At 66.5% G+C, this 21,045-nt stretch carries 16 protein-coding genes; 2 read left to right on the top strand and 14 right to left on the bottom strand.

The features are described from left to right. Nucleotides 1–65 precede the first annotated feature (65 nt). From alkB to EIC84_RS11760, 4 genes are read right to left on the bottom strand one after another with little or no spacing between them, the layout of a single operon-like run. The gene (gene alkB, locus EIC84_RS11745; RefSeq protein ID WP_003070541.1) at nucleotides 66–740 is read right to left on the bottom strand and encodes a DNA oxidative demethylase AlkB; all 675 of its coding nucleotides are present in this window, start codon (nucleotides 738–740) and stop codon (nucleotides 66–68) included. Then, nucleotides 737–2,209: an efflux transporter outer membrane subunit gene (locus EIC84_RS11750; protein WP_003070543.1), complete on the bottom strand. Its 1,473-nt coding sequence runs from the start codon at nucleotides 2,207–2,209 to the stop codon at nucleotides 737–739. The genes alkB and EIC84_RS11750 overlap by 4 nt, the downstream gene beginning before the upstream one ends. Beyond that, nucleotides 2,202–5,396, bottom strand: coding sequence for an efflux RND transporter permease subunit (locus EIC84_RS11755; RefSeq protein ID WP_003070545.1), 3,195 nt, complete (start codon nucleotides 5,394–5,396; stop codon nucleotides 2,202–2,204). The genes EIC84_RS11750 and EIC84_RS11755 overlap by 8 nt, the downstream gene beginning before the upstream one ends. Nucleotides 5,397–5,407: 11 nt before the next feature. After that, a complete protein-coding gene (locus EIC84_RS11760; RefSeq protein ID WP_003070548.1) occupies nucleotides 5,408–6,607 on the bottom strand; it encodes an efflux RND transporter periplasmic adaptor subunit in 1,200 nt (399 codons plus the stop codon). Nucleotides 6,608–6,948: 341 nt separating this feature from the next. Here EIC84_RS11760 and soxR point away from each other — a divergent pair, with 341 nt between their 5' ends. Further along, nucleotides 6,949–7,419: a redox-sensitive transcriptional activator SoxR gene (gene soxR, locus EIC84_RS11765; protein WP_003070551.1), complete on the top strand. Its 471-nt coding sequence runs from the start codon at nucleotides 6,949–6,951 to the stop codon at nucleotides 7,417–7,419. Between the two features lie 7 nt (nucleotides 7,420–7,426). Here the strand turns inward: soxR and hutG are convergent, their stop codons facing one another. The 10 genes from hutG to EIC84_RS11815 all read right to left on the bottom strand — a co-directional run bounded on the left by hutG (nucleotide 7,427) and on the right by EIC84_RS11815 (nucleotide 20,132). Next, the gene (gene hutG / locus EIC84_RS11770) at nucleotides 7,427–8,242 is read right to left on the bottom strand and encodes an N-formylglutamate deformylase (protein WP_003070554.1); all 816 of its coding nucleotides are present in this window, start codon (nucleotides 8,240–8,242) and stop codon (nucleotides 7,427–7,429) included. Nucleotides 8,243–8,283: 41 nt separating this feature from the next. After that, nucleotides 8,284–9,711 carry a formimidoylglutamate deiminase gene (locus tag EIC84_RS11775; protein WP_003070557.1) on the bottom strand — a complete coding sequence of 476 codons (1,428 nt, stop codon included), beginning with the start codon at nucleotides 9,709–9,711 and terminating at the stop codon, nucleotides 8,284–8,286. Then, a complete protein-coding gene (locus tag EIC84_RS11780) occupies nucleotides 9,708–10,937 on the bottom strand; it encodes an MFS transporter (protein WP_003070560.1) in 1,230 nt (409 codons plus the stop codon). The genes EIC84_RS11775 and EIC84_RS11780 overlap by 4 nt, the downstream gene beginning before the upstream one ends. Nucleotides 10,938–10,940: 3 nt before the next feature. Beyond that, nucleotides 10,941–12,083, bottom strand: coding sequence for a histidinol-phosphate transaminase (locus tag EIC84_RS11785; protein ID WP_003070563.1), 1,143 nt, complete (start codon nucleotides 12,081–12,083; stop codon nucleotides 10,941–10,943). Further along, on the bottom strand, nucleotides 12,080–13,468 hold the full coding sequence (locus EIC84_RS11790) for an FAD-binding oxidoreductase (protein WP_034363399.1): 1,389 nt from the start codon (nucleotides 13,466–13,468) through the stop codon (nucleotides 12,080–12,082). The genes EIC84_RS11785 and EIC84_RS11790 overlap by 4 nt, the downstream gene beginning before the upstream one ends. Nucleotides 13,469–13,493: 25 nt before the next feature. Next, nucleotides 13,494–14,756 (bottom strand): imidazolonepropionase, encoded by a 1,263-nt coding sequence (gene hutI / locus EIC84_RS11795; protein ID WP_003070570.1) that lies wholly within the window; start codon nucleotides 14,754–14,756, stop codon nucleotides 13,494–13,496. Nucleotides 14,757–14,895: 139 nt separating this feature from the next. Beyond that, nucleotides 14,896–15,462, bottom strand: a complete 567-nt coding sequence (locus EIC84_RS11800; RefSeq protein WP_003070573.1) for a HutD family protein — start codon at nucleotides 15,460–15,462, stop codon at nucleotides 14,896–14,898. Between the two features lie 108 nt (nucleotides 15,463–15,570). Beyond that, the gene (locus EIC84_RS11805; protein ID WP_167598999.1) at nucleotides 15,571–16,917 is read right to left on the bottom strand and encodes an amidohydrolase; all 1,347 of its coding nucleotides are present in this window, start codon (nucleotides 16,915–16,917) and stop codon (nucleotides 15,571–15,573) included. A gap of 5 nt (nucleotides 16,918–16,922) precedes the next feature. Beyond that, the gene (gene hutU, locus EIC84_RS11810) at nucleotides 16,923–18,620 is read right to left on the bottom strand and encodes a urocanate hydratase (RefSeq protein ID WP_003069512.1); all 1,698 of its coding nucleotides are present in this window, start codon (nucleotides 18,618–18,620) and stop codon (nucleotides 16,923–16,925) included. A 42-nt stretch (nucleotides 18,621–18,662) separates the two neighbouring features. Further along, nucleotides 18,663–20,132 (bottom strand): cytosine permease, encoded by a 1,470-nt coding sequence (locus EIC84_RS11815; RefSeq protein ID WP_045839262.1) that lies wholly within the window; start codon nucleotides 20,130–20,132, stop codon nucleotides 18,663–18,665. A 144-nt stretch (nucleotides 20,133–20,276) separates the two neighbouring features. Here EIC84_RS11815 and hutC point away from each other — a divergent pair, with 144 nt between their 5' ends. Then, a complete protein-coding gene (gene hutC / locus EIC84_RS11820; RefSeq protein ID WP_003069516.1) occupies nucleotides 20,277–20,993 on the top strand; it encodes a histidine utilization repressor in 717 nt (238 codons plus the stop codon). Nucleotides 20,994–21,045 lie beyond the last annotated feature (52 nt).

The following is a 21,045-nucleotide window of genomic DNA, read 5'->3' on the forward strand; positions in this document are numbered from 1 at the left end:
GAACGCCATTGTAGGAAAGCTGGCCGGCTTTGCCGGGCAGCCGGGCATTGCCCTGTCGCCAGCGCCTATTCCGATGGCTGGCCTGCCGGGTAGCGAGCCTTGGCCATGCGGAACGTCAGATTCCAGCGCTCATTGTCAAGCAGCGGGTGCTGGCCCTCCCTGAGCGGAGCGACGCCATGGAACACCAGGCGTGAGGGCCCGCCCCAGACCAGCACATCGCCATGGGTGAGCGCAAGGCGCCGGGTGGGGCTCTGGCGCGTCAGCCCGCCCCAGAGGAAACGGCAAGGCAAGCCCAGCGAGACCGAGACTATGGGCGCAGCAAAGTCATGCTCGTCCTGGTCGCGGTGCAAGCCCATGCGCGCGCCCGGCTGATAGCGGTTGATCAGGCAGGCATCGGGTGCAAACCCCGGATAGCCGGCCAGCGCCGCCGCCCTGGCGGCCTGCTCGCCCAGAAAAGCCGGTATGGCAGGCCAGGGCTTGCCGGTCTGCGGATCGACGGCGCTGTAGCGATAGCCCTGCAGATCCGAAATCCAGCCCCAGCCGCCGGCGTTGGTGATCGCCACCGACATGAACTTGCCGCCGGGCACCTGCATGGTGCGAAATGCGGCCCGCGTCTGCAAGGCTGTCACCTCGGCCACCCAGCGCTGCTCCTCGGCTGCCGCAAAGCCGCGCAGCAGCACGGCACCGTCATCAATGATTTCGGCGGGCAGGGAGTCGGCAGGAAACAGCGAAAGCGTCATTGCAACGCCATCATAGGCCTGGCCGGCGACTGGCCCTCCCAGCCGCCAGCCAGCGCCTGGTACAGCGCCACGGCGGCACGCAGGCCGCGCGCGCGGCTGTCGGCCGCCGCGTCCTGGGCCGCGTAGAGGTCGCGCTGCGCGTCCAGCACCTCGTACAGGCCCACGCTACCCAGGCGGTAGCGGCGCTGCGCGAGCTGCTCGGCCCGTGCTCGCTGCTCGGCGGCCTGGGCCAGATGGGCGTCCTCGCTGCGGGTGCGCGTGAGAAGCACCAGGGCGTTCTCGGTGTCCTCCAGCGCCAGCAGCACGCTTTGCTGGTACTGGGCCAGCGCGACCTGGGCGCCCGCTTCGCTGGCAGCGATGCGCGCGCGTACGCGGCCCACGTCGAGGAAAGACCAGTCCACGCCCAGGAACACGCTGCGGCTGACGCTGCCGGCCTCGAACAGCGCGCCCGTGCTGAGAGCGGAGCTGCCCAGCAGACCGCCCAGCGACAGGCGCGGGAACAGCTCGGCCGTAGTCACGCCCACCCGCGCCGTGGCCGCATGCAGACGCGCCTCGGCGGCGGCTACATCGGGGCGACGACGCAACAGCTCGGCGGGCGTGCCGGGAGCGATGGTCTCTGGCAACTGAGGCAACGCGGTGGGCGCGTTCAGCGCCGCGATCAGTGCCTCGGGCACCTGGCCGGTGAGCACGGCCAGCCGATGCTGTGCCACGGCAATCCGGGCTTGCAGCACGGGAATGCGCGAGCGCGTGGTCTCCAGCTGCGCCTGGGCGCGCGCCAGGTCGAAATCGGTGCCGCTGCCATGCGCCAGCCGCAGCTGAACCAGGCGCAGCGTGTCCTGCTGATTGGCGGCATTGGCCTCGGCCAGCTGCAGGCGCTGCTGCCAGCCGCGCAGGTCGGCGTAGCTGGCCGCGACCTGGGCCGCAATGGCGACCTGCAGCGCAGCCATATCGGCGGCACTCGCACGCAGCTCAGCGCTGCCGGCTTCGATGTTGCGGCGCACGCGACCGAACAGATCCAGCTCCCAGGTCGCATTGATTCCGGCGCTGTAGCTGCGTTGGCTGCGCGACCCGCCCATGGCTTGGCTTTCGCTGCGTCTTTGCTGCAGCGCCTGGCCCGACAGGGTAAGCGTCGGGAACTGATCAAGACGGCTTTCGCGCAGCAGGGCCTGGGCCGCATCGAGCCGCGCCAGCGCAGCGCGCAGATCCTGGTTGGCCCGCAGGGCCTGCTCGACCAGCTGCGTGAGTTGCGCATCCTGGAACTGGCGCCAGAACGCGGCATCCGAACCGGCCTCGGGCGATGCCTGCTTCAGGACTGCAGACGGCTCGGCCCGCGCAAACTGCGCGCCGGCCTGAGGCAGCTCGGGCGTGCGGAAATCGGGGCCGACGGCGCAGCCTGCCAGCAGGGTCGCAAGGCCCGCCACGGCATATGCCAGAGCATGCCGGCGCAGAGGTTGGGGGATCTCAGACATGGCGGCCCTCCAGGGATGCGGGTGCAACAGTTGAAGCGGGTTGGACAGGCGTGCGGGTCGCCAGCGACCGGCCCGACAGGCGGCGCAGCGTGACGTAGAACACCGGCGTGAGGAAGAGGCCGAACAGGGTCACGCCCAGCATTCCCGAGAACACCGTCACACCCGTGGCCGCCCGCACCTCGCTGCCTGCGCCGCCGCCGATCAGCAAGGGCACGGCGCCCGCGATGAAGGCGATGGAGGTCATGACGATGGGGCGCAACCGCAGGCGGCAGGCCTGCAGCGCGGCATCGACTGTTGGCGAGCCGCGCATCTCCAGCTCTCGTGCGAACTCCACGATCAAAATCGCGTTCTTGCAGGCCAGGCCCATCAGCACCACCAGGCCCACCTGCACGAAGACGTTGTTGTCGCCCCCGGCCAGCCACACGCCGAACAGCGCCGCGCAGATACAGACGGGCACGATCAGGATCACGGCCAGCGGCAGGGTCCAGCTTTCGTAGAGCGCGGCCAGCACCAGGAAGACCAGCATCACGGCGATCACGAAGACCACGGCCGCGGCATGGCTCTGCTCGACCTGCTGGTAGCTCAGATCCGTCCAGGCCAGCTCGATGCCGCGCGGCAGCGTGCGCTGCGCGATCTCCTGCAGCTTGGTCAGCACCTCGGCCGAGGACAGCAGGCGCGGATCGGAGTCGCCGATCAGGTCGGCGGCCGGAAAGCCGTTGTAGCGCAGCACCGGATCGGGTCCGTAGCTGGGCACCACGGTGACCATGGAGCCTATGGGCACCATCTCGCCGCGCGCGTTGCGCGTGCGCAACTGGGCAATGTCCTCCACGGCCTGACGGTAGTCGGCATCGGCCTGTAGCATCACGCGCCAGACGCGGCCGAAGGCATTGAAGTCATTGACGTAGACCGAGCCCAGATAGGCCTGCAGGGTCTGGAACAGATCGGTCAGCGCCACGCCCTGGGCCTTGGCCTTGATGCGGTCCACCTTCACTTCCAGCTGCGGAATGTTGGACTGGTAGCTGCTGACCGGGTAGGTCATGCCCGGCGTCTTGGCAATCTCGGCCTGAAAGGCCTCAAGCGCCTGCTGCAGCGCTGCATAGCCCAGGCCTGCGCGGTCCTGCAGGAACAGCGAATAGCCCGATCCGTTGCCCAGGCCCTGGATGGGCGGCGGCATCAGCGCATAGGCGAAGCCGCCCTCGATCTGCGCGAACTTGGCACCCAGTTCGGCATTGATGGCCTCGGCGCTGCGTGTGCGCTCGCCGAAGGGCTTGAGCATGATGTAGGAGCTGGTCAGATTGGGCGTGGTCGTGGACTGCAGCGCATTGAAGCCCGCGAAGGCCGCGACCATGTCCACGCCATCCACGCTTTTGGCCGTCTCCACCATCTGGCGCGTGACCGCATCGGTGCGGTTCAGCGACGCGCCTTCGGGCAGCTTGGCGCCGGCAAACAGGTAGAGCTTGTCCTGCATGGGAATGAAACCGCCGGGCACGGCATGGAACAGCACGGCGGTGCCGGCCAGCAGCGCCGCATAGACTGCGAACACCAGGCCGCGTCGGCGCAGCGAGCGGCCCACCGAGTTCTGGTAGCCGTGGGCGCTGCGATCGAAGAAGCGGTTGAAGGGCCGGAAGAGCCAGCCCAGGCCCTTGTCGATGACGCGCGCCAGCGCATCGCGCGGTGCGCCGTGCGGCTGCAGCAGCTTGGCCGCCAGAGCCGGCGACAGGGTCAGCGAGTTGATGGCCGATATCACCGTGGAGATGGCGATGGTCACCGCGAACTGCTGATAGAACTGGCCCGTGACGCCGCTTAGAAAAGCCATGGGCACAAAAACCGCGCACAGCACCAGTGCGATGGCGATGATGGGCCCGGAGACCTCCTTCATGGCCAGATGGGCCGCCTCCTGCGGGCTGTGGCCCTGTTCGATGTAGCGCTCCACGTTCTCGACCACGACGATGGCGTCGTCCACCACGATACCGATCGCCAGCACCAGGCCGAACAGCGTCAGCGTGTTAATGGAATAGCCCAGCAGATACAGGCCCGCGAAAGTGCCGATGATGGACACGGGTACGGCCAGCAGCGGAATGATGGAGGCGCGCCAGGTCTGCAGAAAGACGATGACCACCAACACCACGAGGATCACGGCCTCGATCAGCGTGTTCTGCACGGCCTTGATCGAGTCGCGCACAAAGACCGTGGGGTCCCAGACGGACTCGAAGGCCACGCCTTCGGGCAGGTCCTTGGAGAGCCGGTCCATGGCCGCGTAGACCTGCTCGGCCACGCCCAGCGCATTCGCGCCCGGCGACAGGAAGATGCCCACGGCCGCCATGTTCTTGGTGTCGCTCCACGAACGCAGCGTGTAGTCGCTGGCGCCCAGCTCGATGCGCGCCACGTCGGCCAGACGCACGACCTGGCCGCCTTCGCCGCTCTTGAGCACGATGTCGCCGAACTCCTCGGCCGTCTTCAGCCGCCCGCGCACATTGATGGACAGCAGCTTGTCGGACTTCTGCGCACTGGGCTCGGCGCCCAGCTGGCCGGCCGAGACCTGGATGTTCTGCTCGCGGATGGCGGCGATCACCTCGCCGGCCGTGAGCTGGCGTGCCGCCACCTTGTGCGGGTCCAGCCAGACGCGCATCGCATAGTCGCCCGCGCCATAGATGCCCACGTCGCCCACGCCGGGAATGCGCGCCAGCACATCCTTGATCTTGAGCGTGACATGGTTGCGCAGGTACAGCGCATCATGCTTGCCATCCTTGGAGACCAGGCCCACGTACATCAGCGGCGTGGACGCCTGCTTCTGCGTGGTCACGCCGAACTGCCGCACCTCCTCGGGCAGCCGGCTCTGGGCCTGGCTGACACGGTTCTGCACGCGCACGGCGGCGGTGTCGGGGTCGATTTCGGGGCGGAAGGTGGCGACCACCTGCAGGCTGCCGTCCGAAGCCGCGACCGACTTCATGTACATCAGGCCTTCGACCCCGTTGATGGCTTCCTCCAGCGGCACGGCCACCGACTCTGCGACCTCCTTGGGATTGGCTCCCGGATAGGTGGCGCGCACCACCACGCTGGGCGGCACGACCTCGGGGTACTCGCCCACTGGCAGCTGCGGAATGGCCACCAGACCGACGGCGAACATGATGATGGAGAGCACGACCGCGAAGATGGGCCGGTCTATGAAGAATTTGGAGAAGTCCATGGCACTCCCCCTTACTGCGCAGCGGCGGGCACGGGCTGCGCGGTAGCTGATGCCACCGGCCTGGGATTGACGGGCATGCCGGGGTAGTAGATGCGCTGCACGCCGCCCACCACCAGCCGGTCACCCGCAGCCAGGCCTTTTTCTACCAGGCGCCGGCCATCGACCATGCGACCCAGCGTAAGGTCGCGGCGCTCGGCCAGATTGCCTGCGCCCACCACATAGACGTACTTGCGGTCCTGGTCGGTGAGCACGGCCTTGTCGTCGATCAGCAGCGCCTGGGTCTCGGCCTCCTGCCGGTCCGGGCCGCTTTGCATCTGCACGCGTGCGAACAGGCCTGGCGTCAGCATCCGGTCTGGGTTGGCCAGGCGCGCGCGCAAACGCATGGTGCCCGTGCCCGACTGGAGCTGGTTGTCGCTGAAGTCCAGCGTGCCCGCATGGGGAAAGCCGCTGTCGCCGACCAGGGCGACGCGCACCGCGCGGCCCTGGCCGCTCAGGCCGGCCAGACCTGCCTTCTGGTAGCGCAGAAAGCTGTGCTCGTCGGCATCGAAATACGCATACACCGGGTCCTGCGAGACCAGGGTGGTCAGCACGCTCTGGTCGGCCTGGGCCATATTGCCCACGGTGAGCAGGGCGCGGCTGGCACGGCCCGTGATGGGCGCACGCACCTCGGTGAAGTCGAGCTGCAGCCGTGCGGTGGCCAGCTCGGCCTCGGCCGCACGCACCTGGGCCGTGGCCTGGGCCAGCGTTGCGGCCCGCGTGTCGGCCTCCTCGCGCGAGACCGCATTCTCGGCCACCAGCTGGCGCGCGCGCTGGTCCTGCGTCTGCGCCAGCCCGGCAGCGGCACGCGCGCGTTCGAGCTGGGCCTGGGCGCTGGCCAGGGCCGCACGATAGGGCCGCTGGTCGATCACGAACAGCAGCTGGCCCTTCTTCACCTCTTGGCCTTCGACGAAGGCGATGCGCTCGATATAGCCCGACACGCGCGAGCGCAGCTGCACCGACTCCACGGCCTCGATGCGGCCATTGAACTCGTCCCAGGGGCGTATGGCCTGCAAGGCAACCTCGACTACCTGCACCTCGGGCGCGGGCGGCGGGCCGTTGCCGGCATGGGCATCGCCCGCGCCGGGACGGTCGCAGCCCGAAAGCAGGACCAGCGCCGCGAGGCCGCTGGCCAGCAGCAAGGGCCGCAGCGGCGGCGTGGAATGGACTGACATATGGACTCTCCCAGAATGAATGCGCCCGCCCTGCTGGCGGCAGCAGGCCTGACGGAACGGCCACCTCTGCCTACAAGACGCAGGAGCAGCCAGGCTTGTGACAAGCATTGGCAGGTGGCTGAGAGAGATTCAATAAAGATAGCTGCTGCCGCAATTCACCAAATGACTTCAGGCACAAAACCATCTGAAGTCGTTTTTCATCAAGCGAATACAGCTACGGATATCAGAAGAACTCCGGCCAGCACTTGGGCCGCTGATTGCGGCTCCACCGGCTATCGATCACAATGGCGGCATTCTTCAAGTTCAAGTGAACTTTAAGTCAAGCTCCGGAGAAAGACATCATGAAAACTGAGGATGATCCGCTGATGAGCATCAGCGACTTCGCGCAGCGCAGCGGCGTCAACGCATCGGCGCTGCGCTTCTACGAGTCGCTGGGTCTGATCGAATCGGTGCGCAGCCCCGGCGGCAGGCGGCGCTACCACCGCTCGGGCCTGCGGCGCATTGCCTACATCGTGTTTGCGCAGCGTGTGGGCTTCACGCTGGAGGAGATCGCCGCGCAGCTGGCACGGCTGCCGACGCGGCACGTGCCTACAGGCGGCGACTGGCAGAAGATGTCGCGCATCTGGCAGCAGCGGCTGGACGAGCGCATCACCGAGCTGCAGCGCCTGCGCGACAGCCTCAACCAGTGCATAGGCTGCGGCTGTCTGTCGCTCAAGGCCTGCAGCATGTACAACCCCGGCGACCAATGCCAGCGCGGCGGCCCAGGGCCCCGCCGCTGGCTAGGCGACGAGCTGCAGGCCGAGGGCCACTAGCCTGGGCTCAGCGGCCGCTGGCTTGGGCGAAGGCCAGCACGGCCTGCAGCAGACGCTGCATGGTGGGCTGGATACGGGCCGCGACCTCGGGCAGGTAGTCAAAAGGCATCTGCTCCTGCATATAGCTGGACTGCGTCATCTCCAGCTGCACGGCGTGAAAGCCCTGCTCCGGCTGACCATAGTTGCGCGTGATGAAGCCACCCTTGAAGCGACCGTTGAGCACGCTGGTGTGGCCCGGTGCCTGCCGTGCAATGTCCAGCAGTTGCTGGGCCAGCGCCGGCGCGCAGCTCTTGCCGTCGGCGGTGCCCAGGTTCAGGTCGGGCAGCTTGCCCTCGAAAAAGCGCGGCAGCACCGAGCGGATGCTGTGCGCATCCCACAGCATGGCCACGCCGTGCTGGCTCTTGATGCGATCGAGCTCGGAGCGCAGCTGCGCATGATAGGGCTGCCAGTAGAGTTCGCGGCGGCGCGCGACTTCCGCCTCGTCGGGCTCCAGGTCCTTGCTGGCATACAGGGGCTTGCTGTCGAAGCCGTCAACCGGACACAGCCCGGTCACGCTCTGGCCCGGATAGAGGCTGGCACCATCGGGCGGACGGTTCAGATCGATGACATAGCGCGAATGCGTGGCAACCAGAATGGATGCGCCCAGCGCCTTGGCGAAGTCGTAGAGCTGCGGCATATGCCAGTCGGTGTCGTGGACTTCGCGCCCTTCGGGCGTGAGCCTGGCCGCAATGTCGGCCGGTACATGGGTGCCGGTATGCGGCATGGAAATCAGCAGCGGTGCCGTACCCTGGTGGAAGACAAAGGGGGCGATGGCTTGGCTCATGGAGCGTCTCTCTTCTGTCAAAAATCTGAATGCAGCCGCCCTCAGGCGCCTTGCAGCAATGCCCTGCGGGCCAGGACAAAGCCCTGTTGCGCGACCTCGTGCAGCGCATGGCGGCCTGCCTGCACGCGCTGCTGGCCGCGAACCCAGACATCGGCTATGGCCGAGGTGCGATGGCTTGCAAACACATGGGCTGCATGGCCGCTGTCGGCTGGCAGGCCGTTGAGGGCCACATGCCGGGCATCGAGCACCACGAAGTCGGCCTGCTGGCCCACGGCCAGACCGGAAATGGCGCGGCCGGATGCCTGGGCACCGCCGGCCACCGCCTGCAAGGTCATGGAGGTCGCCACCTGGGGCTGGGCACCGCCGCCGAGCACATTGCGCTGGCGCAGGTTCAGGCGCTGGCTGTATTCGAGCATCAGCAGCTCTTCGGCCGCGTTGACCGTGGCGTGGCTGTCCGAGCCAATGCCCCAGCGGCCGCCATGCCTGAGCCACGCCGGCATATCGAAAATCCCATCACCAAGATTGGCTTCGGTGGTGGGACAGATGCCGACCACGGCAGCGCTGCGCGCCGCGCCCGCATATTCCTCGGGCGTCATATGCGTGGCATGAACCAGGCACCAACGCGCATCGACGGGCGCATGCTCGAGCAGCCATTGCACGGGGCGCTGGCCACTCCAGGCCAGGCAGTCGTCCACCTCCTGGGTCTGTTCGGCGATATGGATGTGCACCGGCGCCTTGGGCAGCATGGCGTGCAGGCCTGCGAGCGCGGTCTTGAGGCTGTCCGGCGGCACGGCGCGCAGCGAATGCGGAGCCAGGCCCAGGGCTGCCTGCTGCACCCTGGTCACGGGCTCCAGCTGCTGCAGCAAGGAGAGCATGTTGTCCGTGCTGCGAATGAAGCGGGCCTGATCCTCGCGAGGCGGCAGCCCCCCGAAGCCGCTGGTCTGATAGAGCACGGGCAGCAAGGTCATGCCGATGCCGGTCTTCTGCGCCGCACGCAGCAGTGCCAGGGACAGGCTGGCATCGTTGGCATAGGGCTTGCCGCCTACATCATGGTGCACATAGTGGAACTCGCAGACCGAGGTGTAACCTGCCTCCAGCATCTCCAGGTACAGCCAGGTCGCAATCGCTTCCAGCGCCTCGGGTGTCATGCGGTTGGCAAAGCCGTACATCAGCTTGCGCCAGCTCCAGAAGCTGTCCTGCGCCTGGCCACGGAACTCGGTCAGACCGCCGAACGCACGCTGGAAGGCATGCGAGTGCAGATTGGGCATGCCTGGGATCACCGGGCCGGCGGCGCGGATGGCGGTATCGACCTCGCCGGCCTCGCCGCTTTGCGGATCCACATCGGTGAGCACCTCGGCCAGACGCCCGCCCTCATCCCAGCTGAGCAGGACATTGCGCGCCCATCCCGTGGGCAGTAAGGCGTCTTCGGCAAAAAGTGTGCCGCTGGAGGAGGAAGAGTGCATGATCATTTCGAAATGCCTGAAGGAGAGGAAACCAAACGCTGGCCACGGGCCGCAAGCGCCAGCGCAGCCACAGCCAGCAAGGCCAGCGCAGCGCTGACCTGGATGGCCTGGGTGTAGCCGCCAGTCTGGTCGAACACCCAGCCGGACGCGCTGGCGCCGACGACTGCCGCCAGCCCCACGCTGATGTAAAGAATGCCCAAAATGGCACCCAGCCGCAAGGTGCCGAACCACTGGGCGGCAAGGACGGGAAACAGGGCGATGCAGCCGCCATGCGCCGCGCCGAACAGCAGGGCAAACACGGCAAGCGCGGCCCAGCCATGGGCCTGCCACCACAGCAAGTGCAGCAGGGCCAGAAAAATGCTCAGACCCATAAGCAGACGCAGAGCTCCCAGCCTGTCGCCGAGACCGCCCAGCAGCGGCCGGCCCAGCACATTGCCAGCGCCTATCAGGGCGATCAGCCACTGGCTTGAAACGGCATCGATATCCAGGCCCTGGGCCATGGGAGCGATATGCACCAGGGCCGCAAACAGGCTCACCGAAGCCAGGAAAATGGCGAGGAAAAACCAGCCGAAGCTGCTGCTGCGCACGGCCTGGGACAGCTCCATGCCCTGCGCCTGGGCTGCAGCCTGGGCAGGGTGAGGATCGCCGTCGCAGCTCAGACCCAGCTGCGATGGCTGGCCGACCATGGACAGCGCGGCCGGCAGTCCCAGCAGCAAGATGGCCAGCGCAAACCACTGCATGGTGATCTGCCAGCTCTGCAACTCCAGCAGCCAGCCCGCAAACAGCGGCGCGGCGAAGGTGCCGACGCCGGTGCCGGCCGAGGCCAGGCCGGAGGCACGGCTGCGCAGCCGTATGAACCAGCGCTGCACGGCCACCAGGGCCGGTACGTAGATCAGGCCCACACCACCGCCCACGAACAGGCCGAAAACCACGAACAGCTGCGCCAGCGAGCGGGTCTGGCTGGCCAGCGCAAAGCCTGTGGTCAGCAGCAAGACCCCCGCACCGGTCACGCGGCGCAGGCCTATGCGGTCGGCCAGGGGGCCGGCAACAGCGCCCATGCAGTAATACAGCAAAGCTGTCACGGCAAACAGCGAGCCCACCGAGAAACGGCCCGCATCGAACTGCGTCTGGATGCTCTTGAAAAAAGCGCCAAAGGAATAAGCTGCACCGAAGGCCAGGGCGAGCAGGCCATGGGCCGCCGCCACAATCGTCCAGCCCCGGAACGGCTTCATGGCTCAGGCCTCGAGTGCGGCCAGCAAGGCCTGTACAAAACGCGCGTTGTCGCCTTCGGTGCCTATGGACACGCGCAGGAAATGCTCGAAGCCCGGCTCCTTCCAGGGTTTGACGATCACGCCCTGCCTGAGCAGCGCTTCGGTCACCGGGCCATTGGGACGGCCCAGGTCGAGAAACAGGAAGTTGGCTACCGAGGGCGCAATGCGCAGGCCTTGTAGCGGCCGGCCCGGCCCTGCCAGCGCCAGCAGCTGTCTGCGCAGATCTTCGCGCAGCGCCACCGTGGTCGCCACACCGCTGCGCATGTGCGCGGGATCGTTCCAGGCGGCCAGCGCTGCGCGCTGGGCCGCCATGTTCACGTTGAAGGGCGAGCGCACCTTGTCCATCAGGCCCACCAGCTCGGCGCTGTCGGCCATGCCGTAGCCCACGCGCAGACCGGCCAGGCCCCAGGCCTTGGAGAAGGTGCGCAGCACGATCCAGGGCCCGACACGCGCCTCCAGCATGGCCAGCACATCGGGGTAGTCATCGTCATGCAGCGCGTATTCGTAATAGGCCTCATCCACCACCAGCACGGTGTTGGCGGGCGTGGCCTCCAGCACCTGCGCAAACTGCGCCGCATCCATCATGCAGCCCACGGGGTTGGACGGGTTGGGCAGGAAGGCGATCTTGGGGGCCTTGGCCACGGCAGCGCACCAGGCGCCCAGATCGAAGCCCAGCTCCTCGTTGAGGTCGAGGAGCTCGACCTCCGCGCCCATCATCTTCGGATAGATTTCGTGCAGGCCGAACACGGGACGCTGGGTCACCACCAGATCGCCGGGAGCGAGAAAGACCTCGCAGAGAATCTTGATCAGGTCTTCCGAGCCGTCGCCGAAGACCAGACGCCCGGCGGGCAGCCCGGTGCGCTCGGCAATGGCTTCGCGCAAGGCCGTGCAGTTGGCATCGGGATAGTTACCCACATCGTTGGCCACCTCGGCAATCGCCCGGCGCACCGAGGCGCTGGCACCGAAGGGATTTTCATTGCTGGCCAGTCGCGCGATATCGGTCACGCCATAGCGCGCCCGCACCGCTTCGTTGGACAGGCCGGCGTTGTACGCGGGCAGCGGGCGCACCTGGGCCCGGGCCAGCGAGGCCACCAGGGAATTCGTCATAGATCAAACACCTTTCCGGGATTCATCAGGCCCAGGGGATCGAGGGCCAGCTTGATGGCCCGCATCGCCGCCAGCTCTGCGGGCGTGCGGCTGTTGCTCAGATAAGGCTTTTTGTGCAGACCTATGCCGTGCTCCGCGGAGACGCTGCCCTGCATCTCGCCCACGATGCGGTAGAGAAGCTCCTCCACCTGCTCGCATTCGCCGTTGACGGTCTTGCCATCCACCGAGACATGGAGATTGCCGTCGCCCACATGGCCGAAGTAAAGCGCCTGGTGCGCAGGCCAGCGCGCGGCAAAAGCCTGCATGCAGGCTTCGGCAAAGCGGCCGATGTCGGCCTGGGGCAGGCTCACGTCGAAGTTGATCGCGGGATGCATATTGTTGTTGAGCTCGGCCGGTGCCTCGCGCAGCTTCCACAGCTGCTGCACCTGGGCGACCGACTGGGCCACGATGGCATCGAGCACCTCGCCGGCCTCCATGGCTTCCTCAAGCACCTGCTGCAGATCGCCCTGCAGCTGCGCCTCGTCCTTGCCATCCACATTGATCAGGGCCAGCAAGGGGTAGCGCTGCTCAAAAGGCGCAGCGAGCTTGAGCCAGGCCATGGAGGCCTGCACAAAGCTGTCCCACATCAGCTCGTAGGCCGCGACGCTGTTGCCGAAGCGCGACTGCATGCGCTTGAGCACGGCCAGCGCCGAGTCGAAATCGGGCATGGCCACCAGCGTCGTGGCCGTGGCCTGGGGCGCGGGGCGCAGGCGCAGCAGCACGCGCGTGATGATGCCCAGCGTGCCTTCGGCACCGATGAAGAACTGCTTGAGGTCGTAGCCCGTGTTGTTCTTGATCATGGGGCGCAGCATGGGCAGCACCGTGCCGTCGGCCAGCACCACTTCCAGGCCCAGCACCTGCTCGCGCATCATGCCGTGCTGCAGCACGCCGTTGCCGCCTGCGTTGGTGGAGACGTTGCCGCCGATCTGGCAGCTGCCGCGAGCGCCGAGATCCACGCCGAACACCATGCCGACATCGACGGCCGCTTCCTGCACGGCTTGCAGGGTGACGCCGGCCTGCACCTGCATCAGCCCGGTCTTGGCATCGATGTCCTCGATGCGGTTCATGCGATCCAGCGACAGGGCCACTGCCCCCTCCATCGGAACCGCTGCACCGGCCAGCCCGGTCAGACCGCCCTGCGGCACTACCGCAATCCGGTGGGCGCTGCACAGACGCATGACCGCGCTGACTTCCTCCGTGGTCCGTGGGCGCACCAGCGCCAGCGGCTGCTGGGGGGGCGTGCCGCTCCAGTCGGTGCGGCTACGCTCGGGCGTGTCCGTGCCGCGCAGCGCGACATCGGCGCCCAGGGTGGAAATCAGTTCATTGAGAAATTGTTCGTGAGACATCAGCAACCTTTCGCGCTCCCCGCTTTCAGGCTTTGGCTTGCTGCGCAATCAGGCCCTGGCGCACCACCGTACAGTCAGGCTTGCTGCCGAACCAGTAGGCCAGTTCGGCAGCCTGCTTCACGGGCCAGAGCACGAAGTTGGCGGGACGGCCCACGGCAATCAGGCCTTGCTCGTCCTGCAGACCCAGAGCCTGCGCTGCATGTCGGGTGATGCCGGCCAGAGCCTCGGGAACCGTCAGACGGAACAGCGTGCAAGCCATATTGGCCATGAGCAGCAAGCTCAAGCACGGGGAGGTACCCGGATTGTGATCGGTAGCAACGGCCATGGGGACCTTGGCGGCCCTTAATTCCTCAATCGGCGGCACTTTGGTGTCGCGCAGCGTATAGAAGGCTCCGGGCAGCAGCACGGCCACGGTACCGGCCCTCTTCATCTCGTCAATGCCGTGTTCGGACAAGTGCTCGATATGGTCGCAGGACAGCGCGCCATAGCGGGCCGCGAGGGCTGCACCCTCCATATTCGACAGCTGCTCGGCATGCAGCTTGACGGGCAGACCCAATGCCTTGGCCGCCTGAAAGACCTGCTCGGTCTCGGCCAGCGAGAAGGCGATGCGCTCGCAGAACACGTCGACGGCATCGATCAGGCCTTCGGCGGCCAGCGCCGGCAGCATGACCTGACAGACCAGATCCGTGTATTCCTGGCTGCGGCCCGCGTACTCAGGCGGCAGCGCATGGGCCCCTAAAAAGGTGGTGCGCACGGTCACGGCACACAACTCGCCCAGGCGCCGTGCGGCGCGCAGCTGCTTGCGCTCGTGTTCCAGGGCCAGGCCGTAGCCCGACTTGATCTCTATGGCCGTCACGCCTTCGGCCAGCAACTGCTCGAGACGCGGCAGCGCCAGCGCCACCAGCTCGTCCTCCGACGCTTCGCGCGTGGCCCTGACGCTGGAGACGATGCCTCCGCCGGCCCTAGCCACTTCCTCGTAGCTGGCCCCGGCCAGGCGCATGGCGAACTCGTTGGCACGCTCGCCGCCATAGACCAGGTGGGTGTGGCAGTCGATCAGGCCCGGCGTGGCCAGGCGCCCTGCGCCATCATGCCGGGGCAGCGCCTGGTATTCGGCGGGCATGGCATCCTGCGGGCCCACCCAGACCATGCGGCCTTGTTGCACCACGATACAGGCCAGCGTGCCCTCGGGAATATCCGCCACTTCGGAGACATACAGCTCCGGCGCCAGACGCAGGTTGTACCAGCAGCCGTCGGCAGAGACTGCGAGATGGGAAATAACTTGCGTCATGGCGATGCTCCTAGTGTTCGATTACGGCAATTCAAACCATGAAACTACTGATTTCATAGCTTCATGCGCTTGCCACTCCTGATTTTTCATATCAATACGCATTGAAACGTCCAATTCAAAGGTGCAAGCTGCTCGTGTTTTAGCTGTGCGGCGTCAGGCTGACCAGGATCAGCCTGGCCTGCTCGTCCTGCGCCAGCAGCGGCTCGGCCTGGGGGCTGGTCCACCAGAGGCCTTGACCGGCTTGCAGTATCCGCCCGTCGGCGCATTTCCAGCCCCCCTCCAGCACCATACAAAGCCCTGCGGCGCTCAGCCCCGCCTCGGCCCGGCCGCCGAGCTGCTCCAGACTGGCCGACCACTGTCCGCGCCGGGTCATGACATTGAAGTCGCTGGACGGCCCGCCCAGCAGATCGCAATCCAGCGCCATATCGCCCGAAAAGGCGAATGGCTGCCAGCGCTCGGTCAATGCATGCTCGAGCCCGGCATGGGCGCTGTGCAGCCGTACCCCGTCGCCATCGAGCAGCATGATCTGGCGGTCTATGCCCGGAAATGCAGAAAACGGGCCGGCCTGGGCAATCGTGGCCACGCTCACGCGCCAGCCAAAGCTGTCCATGCCCGCACCCTGCGGCCAGCAGGCAATCTCGCGCGTGCTGCCGCCCCCGTTCTTCCACGGGCTGGGCGCAATCTGGTTCAGGTCAAAGCGTTGCATCGATCAAAAGCACAAAAAATTAAAACAAAACGCCGCGCTAGAACCGGCGTGCCCCAGCGCGGAAGTACCGAGCAGGGGCCGCAGCCGTCTGGCAAGCAATGATGCGTGTCAAGGCTTGTCCAGGAAGCCCAGCGCCGCCAGGCTCATGGCCTTCACGCCGGTCTTGATGGAAGGCTCCGGCAGCGGCGCGAACTGCGGCGAGTGGTTGAACACCAGCGGCTTGCCACCGGGGCGCTGCGAGGCGGCCACTTCCTGCGGGTCGGTGACGCCGACCAGGAAGAACATCGAGGGCACGCCCTCGGCGCCGTATTCGGCGAAGTCTTCGCTGGTGGTCAGCGGCGGCGTGCGCGTCACGTTGTCGGCCCCCAATGCGGCCTTCAGCACCGACTCGACCTTCGCCACGACGGCCGGGTTATTGACGGTGGCGGAGCTGGTGTCCGGCAGCGCGATATCGGGCTCCGGCGCGCCAGCCGCTGCGGCCGAGGCAAGCGCGACACGGCGCACGCCGTCGAGCAGTTGTGCCCGCACCGCCGGTGCGTAGCTGCGGATCGTTCCGCGCAGCACCACCCGGTCGGGGATGATGTTGCCCGAGCTGCCCGCCTGCATCGCGCCGATGGTGACGACGCCGAACTCCATCGGGTCCTTGTCACGGCTGACGACCGACTGCACGTCGACGATGAAGCGCGCGGCAATCATCACCGGATCGAGCGCCTTGTGTGGCGCCGAGCCGTGGCCGCCACGGCCCTTGAAGGTGATCTGCACCTCGTTGGCGGCCGAGGTCATCGGCCCCACCGCGTAGCTGACGGTGCCGATGGGGCGCGGATCGGTGTGCAGCGCCAGCGCCACGTCGGGCTTGGGAAAGCGGGTGAACAGGCCGTCGGCCAGCATGGCACGCGCACCGGCTCCGGTTTCTTCCGCGGGCTGGGCAACCAGCATAAGCGTGCCGCGCCACTGCGACTTCAGAGCCGACAGCGTGCGCGCCACGCCGACCCACGCCGCCATGTGAACGTCGTGGCCGCAGCTATGCGCCACGAAGGTCTCGCGGCCGTTCCAGGTGGTCTTGGCGCGGCTGGCATAGGGCAGGCCGGTCTTTTCCTCCATAGGCAGCGCGTCCATGTCGGTACGGACCATCACCGTGGGGCCCGTGCCGTTGCGCAGCAGGGCCACCACGCCGGTCTTGCCGACCTGCTCCGTCACCTCGAAACCTAGGCCGCGCAGTTCCTTCGCCAGCCGGGCGGCGGTTCGGGTCTCGGCAAAGCCCAGTTCGGGGTGGGCGTGCAGATCCTTGTACAGCGTATCCAGCTGCGGGTACATCTGGCCCAGCAGGCGATCGATCGCGGCGGGCTCCTGCGCGGCCGCCCAGCCGGGCACCAGCAGCGCCGCAGCCAGGGCAGCGCCGCGCAGCAATGCGGGAGCACGGAGGCTTCTCCGTTGAGTCATGTGCGCGGCGGCCATGGCGCTTACTTCACCATGGGCAGCTTCAGGCCCTGCTTGCGTGCGGTCTCGATGGCCAGCTCGTAGCCTGCGTCCGCATGGCGCATCACGCCCGAGCCGCAGTCGTTGACCAGCACGCGCGCCAGCCGCGCGGCAGCTTCATCGGTGCCGTCGGCCACGATGACCATGCCGGAGTGCTGCGAGTAGCCCATGCCCACGCCGCCGCCGTGGTGCAGACTGACCCAGGTGGCGCCGCCGGCAGTGTTGAGCAGGGCGTTGAGCAGCGGCCAGTCTGAGACGGCATCCGTGCCGTCCTTCATGGCTTCGGTCTCACGGTTGGGGCTGGCCACGGAGCCGGTATCCAGGTGGTCGCGGCCGATCACGATAGGCGCCTTGAGTTCGCCGTTCTTGACCATTTCATTGAAGGCCAGGGCCGCCTTGTGGCGCTCGCCCAGACCCAGCCAGCAGATACGTGCGGGCAGGCCCTGGAAGGCGATGCGCTCGCGCGCCATGTCCAGCCAGCGGTGGGTGTGCTTGTTCTCGGGGAACAGTTCCTTGATCTTGGCGTCGGTCTTGTAGATGTCCTCGGGGTCGCCCGACAGCGCCACCCAGCGGAACGGGCCCTTGCCCTCGCAGAACAGCGGACGGATGTAGGCGGGCACGAAGCCGGGGAAGTCGAAGGCGTTCTTCACACCCTCGTCGAAGGCCACCTGGCGGATGTTGTTGCCGTAGTCCACCGTGGGGATGCCCATGGCCTGGAAGTCCAGCATGGCCTGCACGTGCACGGCGCAGCCCTGGGCCGCGGCCTTGGTCAGCTTGGCGTGCTGGCTGGGGTCGGCAGCGGCTGCTTCCCACTGTGCCACGGTCCAGCCCACGGGCAGGTAGCCGTTGATCAGGTCGTGGGCCGAGGTCTGGTCGGTCACGATGTCGGGCTTGGGGCCGCCGGCCTTGGCGCGCTTGACCAGCTCGGGCAGGATTTCAGCGGCATTGCCCAGCAGCGCGATGGAAACCGCCTCACCCTTTTCGGTGTGATGCTTGATCAGGGCCAGCGCGTCGTCGACGTCCTTGGCCTGCTTGTCCACATAGCGGGTGCGCAGACGGAAGTCGATGCTGGACTGCTTGCATTCGATGTTCAGCGAGCAGGCGCCGGCCAGCGTGGCGGCCAGGGGCTGGGCGCCGCCCATGCCGCCCAGGCCGGCCGTGAGAATCCACTTGCCGGTCAGGTCGTTGTTGTAGTGCTGGCGACCGGCTTCGACAAAGGTCTCGAAAGTGCCCTGCACGATGCCCTGGCTGCCGATGTAAATCCAGCTGCCGGCCGTCATCTGGCCGTACATGAACAGGCCCTTGCGGTCCAGCTCGTTGAACTTCTCCCAGGTGGCCCACTTGGGCACCAGGTTGGAGTTGGCGATCAGCACGCGGGGCGCGCCCGGATGGGTCTTGAACACGCCCACAGGCTTGCCCGACTGGACCAGCAGGGACTCGTCCTCATTGAGTTCCTTGAGGGAAGCCAGGATCTGGTCGTAGCACTCCCAGTTGCGGGCGGCGCGGCCGATGCCGCCGTAGACCACCAGGGCTTGCGGGTTCTCGGCGACCTCGGGGTCGAGGTTGTTCTGGATCATGCGGTAGGCCGCTTCGGTCAGCCAGTTCTTGCAGCTGAGCTGGTTGCCGCGAGGGGCGCGGATGACGCGGGTGGGGTCGATGCGCGAATCGTTAGGGGTAGTCATGGCTGCTCCTTTGACAGTAATGGAGAGAATATGGAAAAGGCGTTACGGCTCGGCTCGGAAGCGGGTTGCCTCGGCGTAGAAGTCGGGCTCGACGGCTGGGGCCGGGCTGCACTTGGGATAGATCATGGCCGCAGGCACCTTCATGGACCGCTTGGCCAGTGGGTAGTACACCAGCGATGTCACCAGCAGGCTGACGATCCAGGAGATGTCGGCACCGCCCAGCATGGAGGCGAGCGGACCCTTGTACAGCGCCTGGTTCAGGAACGGGATCTGCACCAGGATGCCCAGCACATAGCAACCCAGCGCCATGAAGTTGTAGCTGCCATAACGGCCCTGGGGGTCGTATAGCGCGGGAATGTCGACCCGCTCCTTGGACACCAGGTAGTAGTCCACCAGATTCACCGCGCTCCATGGCACGAAGACGGCGAGCAACAGCAGCACGAAGTTCTTGAAGTTGTTCAGGAAGTCGGCGCTGGCCAGCAAGGCCACCACCAGCGACAGCAGCACGAAGCCGACGATGTAGGCGATGCGCGCGACGGGCGAGATCTGCGTCTTGTTGTTGAAGCCGCTGACCGTGGTCAGGATGGTCATGAAGCCGCCGTAGGCATTGAGGCAGTTCACCGTGAGCTTGCCCGAGACGATCACCAGGTAGATCACGATGGCGGCCGGGCCGGCCAGGTCACCGATGAAGCCGACCTGGTTCTTCAGGAACTGGCCCCCCAGCGCAGCGACCAGCACGCCCAGCGTCATGGCGATCTGCGCGCCGATCACGCTGCCCATGAAGGTGGTGGTGAAGGCCCGCGACGTAGGCGTGTTGGACGGCAGGTAGCGCGAGTAGTCGGCGACGTAGGGCGCGAAGGTCATCTGCCAGCCGGCCGACAGCGCGATGGTGAGCAGGAAGCTCGCCCAGGTGAAGGGCTTCTGGCCGAAGGCGCTGGCCACGTCGTACTGCATGCCCAGGCGCACGGCCAGGTAGGCAAAGCCCAGCAGCCCGATCACCGTGGCCACGCGGCCGAGCACGTGGATGAGGCGATAGCCCACCACGGCCACGATGGCGGTCAGCGTGCCGAAGATGATCATGCCGGTCTGCGGGGCCGAGAAATCGAACATGCGGTTGATGGCCTGGCCCGAGAGAACCGTGCCCGTGGCCGCGAAGCCCAGGTACATGAGGATCACCAGCAGCAGCGGCAGGGCCGCGCCCTTGACGCCGAACTGCACGCGGCTGGAAATCATCTGGGGCAGGCCCAGGCGCGGGCCCTGGGCCGAGTGCAGGGCCATGACGATGCCGCCGAGGATGTTGCCGATCAGCAGACCGATGATTGCCGTCATGGCCTCCGCGCCGAACACGATGGCCAGCGCTCCGTCGACAATGGCCGTGATCTGGCAATTGGCTCCGAACCAGAGGGTGAACTGGCTGGAGGGCGAGCCGTGGCGCTCGCTCTCCGGAACCATGTCTATGGTTCTGGTCTCGATGGCGCCAGAGGAACCCAGCGTTGCTGTATCAATACTCATGAATTGCTCCGTCAATCCCTCTGGATGTCTCTTATATGTCCGAACAACTTTCATTTATTTTCGCCAAGTTGTATAGACGAATTTTGTGATTTACTCCCACCCACGTCAATCATCTAGACAGCTTTTCTGATCCACACAAACCCTATGTCGCGAACCGATACCACCGCCGCCGTACCTGCGTTCCAGCGCATCAAAGACCATGTGCTGCAGCAGATTCAAAGTGGCGTATGGCAGGAAGGCCAGGCCATTCCCAGCGAGGCCGCCCTGGTCAAGCAGTTCAATGTGGCGCGCATGACCGTCAACCGCGCGCTGCGCGAGCTCAGCGACGAAAAGACACTGACGCGCGTCCAGGGCTCGGGCACTTTCGTGGCCCAGCAGAAGTACCAGGCCACCCTGGTCGAGCTGCGCAATATCGCCGACGAAATTGGTGCACGCGGCCACCGGCATCGGGGGGAGCTGCAGCGGCTCGAGCGCTGCAAGGTCGATGCCGCCCTGCTGCGCCAGTTCGAGCTGAGCGCCGCCACCCATCTGTTTCACTCCGTGGTCGTGCACTTCGAGAACGATGTCCCCATCCAGGTCGAAGACCGCTATGTGAATCCGGCCGTGGCTCCCGACTATCTGAGCCAGGACTTTGCGAGCCAGACTCCCAATGCCTACCTGGTGCGCGTGGCTCCGCTGCAGGGCGTGAATTTCTCCATCGAAGCGAGCATGCCCACAGCCGAGGTAGCGGAGCTTTTGCGCATGGAGGTCACCGAACCCTGTCTGGTATTGCGCCGCAGAACCCGCTCCCAGGGCCAGGTGGCCTCGGTTTCGGCCCTGTGGCACCCGGCTTCGCGCTACCAGTTCGCGGGAAATTTCTGATCCCCCTGAGCGGCTGCGCCGCCTTCCCCCAAGGGGACGGCGCTCTCGCTGC

The organism is Comamonas sp. A23, assembly GCF_004522605.1.
Classification (GTDB): Bacteria; Pseudomonadota; Gammaproteobacteria; order Burkholderiales; family Burkholderiaceae_C; genus Comamonas; species Comamonas thiooxydans.